Origin of the sequence: Polyangium sp. 15x6, assembly GCF_029960785.1 — a bacterium.
Classification (GTDB): Bacteria; Myxococcota_A; Polyangia; order Polyangiales; family Polyangiaceae; genus Polyangium.
This window is the reverse complement of the sequence record NZ_JASBQE010000194.1, coordinates 1-7,999: the sequence shown is the minus strand read 5'-3', so window position 1 is coordinate 7,999 and position 7,999 is coordinate 1. Positions and strand designations below refer to the sequence as shown.

General features: G+C 65.7%; 8 protein-coding genes. 6 read left to right on the top strand and 2 right to left on the bottom strand.

Annotated elements, in window-relative coordinates; genetic code table 11:
* The first annotated feature begins 290 nt into the window (after positions 1–290).
* The 4 genes from QHF83_RS52285 to QHF83_RS52270 are packed head-to-tail and all read left to right on the top strand — an operon-like array spanning position 291 to position 2,041.
* Positions 291–920 carry a hypothetical protein gene (locus tag QHF83_RS52285; protein ID WP_282425690.1) on the top strand — a complete coding sequence of 210 codons (630 nt, stop codon included), beginning with the start codon at positions 291–293 and terminating at the stop codon, positions 918–920.
* Between the two features lie 17 nt (positions 921–937).
* Entirely contained in the window at positions 938–1,288 is a 351-nt protein-coding gene (locus tag QHF83_RS52280; protein ID WP_282425689.1) for a hypothetical protein, read from the top strand.
* Positions 1,285–1,479, top strand: a complete 195-nt coding sequence (locus QHF83_RS52275) for a hypothetical protein (RefSeq protein ID WP_136934713.1) — start codon at positions 1,285–1,287, stop codon at positions 1,477–1,479. Before QHF83_RS52280 ends, QHF83_RS52275 begins: the two co-directional genes overlap by 4 nt.
* Complete coding sequence (locus tag QHF83_RS52270) at positions 1,466–2,041, top strand: suppressor of fused domain protein (RefSeq protein ID WP_282425688.1); 576 nt, start codon at positions 1,466–1,468, stop codon at positions 2,039–2,041. Before QHF83_RS52275 ends, QHF83_RS52270 begins: the two co-directional genes overlap by 14 nt.
* Positions 2,042–2,542: 501 nt before the next feature.
* Here the strand turns inward: QHF83_RS52270 and QHF83_RS52265 are convergent.
* A complete protein-coding gene (locus QHF83_RS52265) occupies positions 2,543–2,884 on the bottom strand; it encodes a helix-turn-helix domain-containing protein (protein WP_282425687.1) in 342 nt (113 codons plus the stop codon).
* A gap of 131 nt (positions 2,885–3,015) precedes the next feature.
* Complete coding sequence (locus QHF83_RS52260; RefSeq protein WP_282425686.1) at positions 3,016–3,249, bottom strand: hypothetical protein; 234 nt, start codon at positions 3,247–3,249, stop codon at positions 3,016–3,018.
* Positions 3,250–3,468: 219 nt separating this feature from the next.
* On the opposite strand from QHF83_RS52260, the gene QHF83_RS52255 reads away from it, so the two are divergent.
* Both QHF83_RS52255 and QHF83_RS52250 read left to right on the top strand, forming a co-directional pair.
* Positions 3,469–4,017, top strand: coding sequence for an ACT domain-containing protein (locus QHF83_RS52255; protein WP_282425685.1), 549 nt, complete (start codon positions 3,469–3,471; stop codon positions 4,015–4,017).
* Between the two features lie 355 nt (positions 4,018–4,372).
* Positions 4,373–7,999: DUF4215 domain-containing protein (locus QHF83_RS52250; protein WP_282425691.1), on the top strand; the 3,627-nt coding region annotated here is incomplete at its 3' end.

The following is a 7,999-nucleotide window of genomic DNA, read 5'->3' as shown; positions in this document are numbered from 1 at the left end:
GTCCTGCTCGATCTCTGCACGAATCGCCGCCGCTCGCTGATGGTTCCGCATCGGGTGCTCCCTTCGGGGCACCAGCGTCGGAGGAGCGAGCCGTCGGTGTCAGGACGGGGGTGGGCGAGGTGGTACGAAAAGGGAGCGGTGGGTTGCCTCGAAAGGCGCCCCGTCTTCGAGCGACGAGCTTCAATTTAGGAAACGACCTCCAGGAGGGGGCGATGGGGAGTGGTTCTCTGGGCGAGCATCCTCCTTATCGCCCCCCTCCTGGGGGTCGTCTTCAATTCGCTTGGAGGCTCATGGATCCCGTGCGTGATATCGACGACGAGGCGGCAACGACGGTCATCGACCGTCCAGCGCTTCCGCCGCCGGAGAGCGGAACCCGCGTCAGCGTGGCGTATTCAGAGCCGCCGCGAGACACCATCGCGGACCTGCCCTCCCTGTGGAGCCGCGCCCGTGCTTTTGCGGGCGCGGTGTGGCGCGACTTGCGCGAGCGCTTCCGTAAAGCGCGCCTTTCCGATCGTCTCCCGCCGCCTCCGCCGCCGCGATCGGCAACGGCAACGCGAGTCTCCGCGGGCGCCGTGGGTCACGACGAGCGCGGGGAGATGGTCCTTCTCGAAATTATGCGTGCGGCCCCAGCGTACCAGCACGCCGCCGTCTACGTCGCGAATTACGCCATCGCGCTCCGCAGTCGCGGGAGCGAAGCGCACGCCGAAGGCGTTGTCCATTACGCGTTGTCGCGGATGCTGCCGGACGCCGATGGATACGTCTCCTTCGGGCGGCTTCGGGACATTCTGTGCGACATTTCGGTTTCCGGGGCCCTCGTGCCGGCACTTCTTCGCCTGGAGAAGGTTGGCGTCGTCCGTATCAAGCGAACCGAGGAAGCGCCGTCGCTGCCCCAGCGAGTTCAGCTCCGGATCCCCCTCTAAAAAAAGGAATCGACGTCATGGCAACCAAGCCGCCGACCATGGAAACCGAGCTTGTACTTGCGAGCGATGGTGCGATCTACGTTTCATTCGAGGAGGAGCCGCCCGCTGGCCGACGGGTGTTCACTGGATATGCGCTGACCGCCGACGAGCGTGCGCAGCACGGTACCCAGGGTTTGCTCCGCTGGGCCTGCCTCCAGCTCCTCGCGCTCGGGAGCGACGGGTGCGTGTACATCGAAGAGGGGGCGATTGAGCCCGAAGGGCGGAAGGAGTTTAGGGGTTACGCCCTGACCCCGCAGGAAGCCGAACGCGTGGCACAAGAGATCCACCGGACGGCATTCAACGTGACCATAGCGATGCGGGCCAAGTGAAGGCGACCCCCGACCCCGAAAAGGACGCGGCCGATGCGGCCGTGATCGGCATCGTCGGCATCGGTGCAATTCTCGCCGCGGTGTTCCTCGCGCTGTTCACCCATGCCGGTCCCCAGCCGTACGTCTGCATCTTGATCGCCCTGCTCTTCACGCCCGTCGCGCTGCGCATCATTGATCATGAATCCGAGTGAGCTGCGAAGAGCCGTGGCTGCCCATTTCGAGCGGCATCTGGGAAGGGGACAGCTCGTGCTGAGGGGTGCACGCGGAGGCTTGTTCATCCCGAGGCACCTGCCCATCTACGGCGCCCCGCCATGCGAGGGGCGTACGCACTGGGTTCTGCGCACCATTGGCGCGAGCCTCCGCGTCCTGGAAGGGCGCAAGGGGGAGGAGCGGCGCTTCGAATTCGTGATGTCGCTGCCCGACGACTGGATCCCCAGTGAAAAATGGCCCGCTTACATGTTCCAGCGTGCATCCGCCGCGATCTTGGCCGGTGGCTTAGCGCCGGACGAGGGTGGCGTCGTCTTCAACTCGGCGGAGACCGTTCATGGTTCGCCGCACGTGTTCGCGCTTCTCGTTGCTCCCTCGCGGCAGTTTGGGCAGCACGCGGCGTTTCGGACCCTGTCCGGCACGTTGGTCGAGGTGTATGCGATGTGTCCGCTCACCTTCGATGAGTGGCAGCTCCACCAGGGAGGTTGCCTCAACACAGCCACGCTCCCAGAGGTCATCGAGCACTGGCGAGACATGCTTAGGTAGAAGGGGAGAGAAGATGCCGCCGGGAAAAATGACAGTTGAACTGCGGCCCTATATATTGGGCAAGAGCTGGGACGTCTTTGCCGAAGGCCAGCGCATCGGTCACGTCCGACCACGCGCGAAGGACGGGTTGCTGTTCGTCTTTTGCTTTGGGCGGCGGATCGGCCACGTGCGGGCCGCGGAGAAGTTCATGGCTTTTGGCCGGTACGTGGTGTTCCCCTTCACGCCCGTCCCAACCTTGCAAGAGGCAATCACGCTGCTGTTCAATGAGTACCGGCAGCTTTGTCGTGAACCTGGGCGAGAAGCCCGATCCGGAGCTGGCGCGGCGATTTTCCGAGCCGAAGCGCTGACCGGCCGGGGAGCCCCCTGGACAAAGGTCCCCGCGAGCCCCCCCGGATGCGGCCCGGGATGCGAGGGGGTGTGGGTCGGCTCCGGGGGGCTCCAAAGGGCGGCCACGGGACCGTCCGAAGTGGCACCAAATGCGGCGGGGGGCTTGCGCCGGAGCTAGGTCCGGGGCTCGTGCGTCGTGCGCGTCTGGAGTTCCTTCCGGAGCTTCCGGAGGTCGCCCTTCGATAGCTTGCGGGCGAGGTCCGCGAGACGATCCAGCTCGTCGTCCTCCGGGAACGTGATGACGCAAAACGGGGACACGCCGAGCGCGGTTGCGATGCGTTCGACGGTCTCGATGGTGATCGCCGCGAGGCCCTGCTCGATGCTCGACAGGTGGCCCTTCGACAGCGCGCCAGCGTCGGCGAGATCCTGCAAGGACATGCCGCGCTCCTTTCGTAGTTCGCGGATACGAGCCCCAACTTTCAGACAGACTGGCTTTGCTTCGGTTCGTCTCGGCACGGTTGCCTCCCTGCTCGCGCGTGAGGGTGTCCAAGACACCTACCACGGCTCGCAGGCTAAGACAAACCCCGAGGACAAACGTTGTGCGAGGCCCCCTCTCGGTCGCGAGGGGGCCCGCCGCGGTCACCGTCTCACCGTCGCTTCATGACGCGAAGAAGCTTAGCGACGGCCCTGTGCGCCGCCCGCGCGGCGGCCATGTCGTCACCGGTGTCCGGCATCATGGCGAGGAGCCGGCCGGCAGCCTCATGCGCGACCATCGCGGCGTCGAGGTCGCCTGCCGCCGCCGCCGTGACCTCCCCCTGGATGAGGACGGCCAGAAGGGTTCTGCGTGGGTCGGCCCCGGGGGAGCCCCAAAGGGCGGCCACGGGGTCCGAAGTGGCACCAACGCGCGCCAACGGCGCCGATCCGTCGTCAGCAGGACGAGGATCCAGCGGGTTACGCCGGGTCAGGGGGGCCAGAACTGTTCTCGGGGGGTGAATCGGCCGGGCTTTGCCTGGCCGAGAGGGGGACGCGAGGCGTCCCCCTCGGGACAAAACTAGAACATCGAGCGGTTGAAGACCGCTCGATGTTCTAGGATGCGCCGCATGACGCAACAAGACGTGTACGTGGTCCTGTCCTGCCTGGGACCCGATCGGCCGGGGCTCGTCGCGGAGGTGACGGAGTACCTCACCAAGCACGGGGGCAACGTGGAGGACAGCCGCATGGCCATCCTCGGCGCCGAGTTCGGCATCCTCCTGCTCGCCTCGGGTCCCCCGGAGACCGTGGGCGCCATCGAGAAGGACCTCGGCGAGCTGCAGAAGAGCACGGGCCTCACCGTGCTCGTGCGCCGCACGAAGGCCCCCGAGGAGCACCGCCGCGCCCCCACGATCCCCTGCTCCGTGACGGCCGAGGCGCTCGATCACGAGGGCATCGTGCGCGCCGTGGCGCGGGCGCTCGCGCACGCGAGCGTGAACATCGTGTCGCTCGAGGCCACCGCGTACGCCGCGCCGGTCACGGGCTCGCAGCTCTTCCGCATGGAAGCGCGCGTCGACGTGCCCCAGTCGATCGGCGTGAGCAAGCTGCGCAAGGCGATGGACGCGGTCGCCGAGGAGCAAAACCTGGAGATCGAGGTGCGCTCGCTCATCAAGTCCTAGCAGGCAGGTGTCTTCCTCTCCTACACCATCGCGCGATTCCTCTCCTGTACCATCGCGCGATGGTGTAAGGCGGGGCCACCCGGGAAGCGGTCGAGCGGCTCGACTTCGACATCCGCTGAAGTAGGCGGCCGGCGGGCTCGACTTCGACAACCCCGAAAGCAGGCGGCGAGGGACCAGCCTATCACCGGGCGGCGACCATGGAGTCACGCCGCCACGACACCTGTCACGCGCGCGTGACAACGACCGTCATGCGCGCGTGACAGCATGACGGCCGGCTGCCCATGCGGCCTGTTCGGCATGCTCCGTGCTTTCTGGCGACCGCCTCATTGGAGGTACAAGGATCGCGAGGGTGAGTATGGGGTGGTGGATCAGCATATCGACATTCATTTCGCGCGGGTTCGGCGCGCGGCTTCTCCTTCTCCTCGTCGCGCTCCTGGTCGTCCTGGCGCCGCGCCTATCGGAGGCGGCGACGCTCGTGAGCGGCAACGTCGACGGCCAGACCTGGACCCCCGCCGGCAGCCCCTACGTCGTCGAGGGTGACATCACCATTAATCCCGGGACGACGCTGACCATCCAGCCTGGTACCGAGGTATGGTTTGCGCCGGGCGACGCCCTCGCGACCGGGGCGAGCACCACGAAGACCGAGATGCATGTGTACGGGACGCTCGACGCGCAGGGCACGGCGGCGAACCCGATCGTCTTCAAGGCGCAGATGGGCTCGGGCGCGGCGCTCTGGTACGGCGTCTACGTCATCGGGGCGCAGGCGTCGTTGAACACGGCGAACCTCCTCGTCCGGGACGCCGATTCTGGTTTCCGCTTCCGTTCGGCCACGACCACCTTGAACGGCGCCACCGTCCATACCTGCAACTACGGCGTCCATGTATTGGCCGAGAGCGATGTGACGATCACGAAGTCGGTGTTGCGCAACAACACGAAGGACGGGGTCCACGTGAGCAATCAGGTGATGTCCACGTCCACGATTGCGCGCGTGAAGAACTCGACGATCCACCAGAACGGCGGTCGCGGGGCGTACGCGGAAGCGGTGTACCCCTCGTTGGCGACCGTCGCCTTGAATGATTCGATCGTGACCAACAACCAGAGCGATGGGGTTTACGCGACTCCAGCAGGAGGAAACGCGTACGCCTCCGTGAGCTTTTCGGATGTGTGGGGCAATGGCAACGACTTCATTGCAAACGGGTCGGTTTCTGGCGTTTTCTCGGAGAATCCACTCTATGTGAATGCGCCCTCGAACCTCACGATCACCTCGAACTCGCCGTGTCGTTATGCGAGCCAGATGGGCACGGACATCGGCGCGCTGCCGTACGCGGGTGATCCGACGAACGGGCTGCTCGGCGTGCTCTGGAGCCATACGACGCTGGGCATCGCGGGTTCGCCGTACAAGCCGACGGGGGACCTCACGGTGGCGCCCGGCGTGACGTTGACGCTGGATCCAGGGGTAGCCATCATTTTTCCGTTGAACGATGCGATGGCCGGAGGCAAGGACAAGACGCTCTCGGAGTTCATCGTCAAGGGCACGCTGAGCTCGGCGGGGACGCCTGCTTCGCCGATCGTGCTGGAGTCTGCGGGCAGCGGGAAAGGGCAATGGCAGGGGATACGGCTCGATCCCACGTCGTCGAACAACGCGTTCGCGAACATGGTCGTGACGGAGGCGAAAGATGGATTGTTGATCCCGACAGGGACCCAGGCCATCCATGGCCTCACGGCCCATACGAACCAAAACGGGATCTCGTTCGAGCCCGGCGGCAGCGGCTCTGTCACGAATTCGGTGCTGCGCAACAACGACACCGGGATTCATGCCCGGGTTTTCTCGAATGGGTCCACGTCGAACGTCAGCGTGACCAACTGCACGTTCCATGAGAACGGCACTGGCATTTACGCGTTTCAATTCAATGCCGCGGCGATAACGCTGAGCGTGAAGAACTCGCTCATCACCCGGGGCGGGACGGGGATCTACAACTATAACGCCAACATGACCGTGACGTACTCCGACGTCTGGGGGAACACGACGACGAACTACTCCGGCGTGACGCCGGGAGCCGCGTGCATCTCTGCGGATCCGCTCTACGTTTTGGCTCCAACGAACCTGCGCGTGAAGCCGGGGAGCCCGACGATCGACGCGGGCGTGTCCATCGGCGCTCCGACCACGGATGCCGATGGCAAGGCGCGGCCGGCCAATATCTTCTTCGATATGGGCGCGTACGAGTACACGTCGTGCGGCGACGGGACCATCGCCGCGGGAGAGGCGTGCGACGACGGGTACCTGAACGGGCAATACGGAAAATGCAAGACCGATTGCTCCGGGCTCGGCGCATCCTGTGGGGATGGCGTGATGAACGGGTCCGAGCAATGCGACGACGGCAACGCCAGCAACACCGACGCTTGTCTCGGCTCGTGCGTGGCCGCGACCTGCGGAGACGGCCATGTGCAGGCGGGGGTCGAGCAGTGCGATGACGCCAACGGCAGCAACAACGACGCTTGCCTGAATTCCTGCGCGACCGCGACCTGCGGCGACGGCCATGTACAAGCGGGCGTCGAGCAATGCGACGACGCCAATGCCAGCAACAACGACGCTTGTTTGACTTCTTGCGCGTCGGCGAGCTGCGGAGACGGCCATGTGCAGGCGGGGGTCGAGCAGTGCGACGACGCCAATACCAGCAACAACGATACCTGCTTGAATTCCTGCAAATCTGCAAGCTGCGGCGACGGCCATGTTCAAGCGGGCGTCGAGCAATGTGACGACGCCAATGCCAGCAACAACGACGCTTGCCTCGCTTCCTGCGTGAACGCGACCTGCGGCGACGGTTACGTGCAGTCGGGCGTCGAGCAATGCGATGACGCCAATACCAGCAACACGGACGCCTGCCTGAATTCCTGCAAATCCGCGGGCTGCGGCGACGGCTACGTGCAGCAGGGCGTCGAGACATGCGACGACGGCAATGGAAGCAACAGCGACGCATGCCTGAGCAGCTGCCAGCTCGCGAAGTGCGGGGACGGATACGTACAGGCCGGCGTCGAGTCATGCGACGACGGAAACACGAGCAGCACCGACGCGTGCACGAGCGCGTGCCAGCCCGCGAAGTGCGGCGATGGCTACGTGCAGGCCGGCGTCGAGCAATGCGACGACGGAAACGCGAGCAACACCGACGCGTGCACGAGTGCATGCAAGGCCGCGACGTGCGGAGATGGCTACGTGCAGACGGGCGTCGAGCAATGTGACGACAGCAATACGAGCAACACCGACGCTTGCACCAATGCATGCAAAACCGCGACGTGCGGGGACGGATACGTGCAGCAGGGCGTCGAGGAGTGCGATGATGGCAATACCTCGAATACGGATGCCTGCCTGGTCGGCTGCGTCGAGGCGAGCTGCGGCGACGGCTACCTGCACGATGGCGTGGAGGCATGCGACGACGGCAACCAGGTCGACAATGATACCTGCCGCAACACCTGCGCTTTGCCTTCGTGCGGCGACGGCGTGCAGCAGGCCGGCGAGGCATGCGACGACGGAAACACCTCGAATGGCGATGCTTGTCTGAACACGTGCGTGATCGCATCGTGCGGAGACGGCTTCGTGCGCGCCGGCGTCGAGCAATGCGACGATGGAAACAGCGACGATGCGGACGATTGCGTCGCTGGGTGCGTCGCTGCGATTTGCGGGGACGGCTTCGTGCACGACGGCGTCGAGCCGTGCGACGACGGGAACACCGACGATACGGATGATTGCGTCGCTGGGTGCGCGCCCGCAGCCTGCGGAGACGGGTTCGTCCAGCAAGGGGTCGAGCAATGTGACGATGGCAATCCGATGAACGGCGACGGGTGCAGCGCCGCGTGCACGGCCGAGGGGCAGAGCGGCTCCGGTGGTGGCGGGATGGGCGGCTCCGGCGGCATCGGCGGCGCGGGCGGCTCCGGCGGCATCGGCGGCGCGGGCGGCGCGGGCGGCATCGGCGGCGCGGGCGGCATC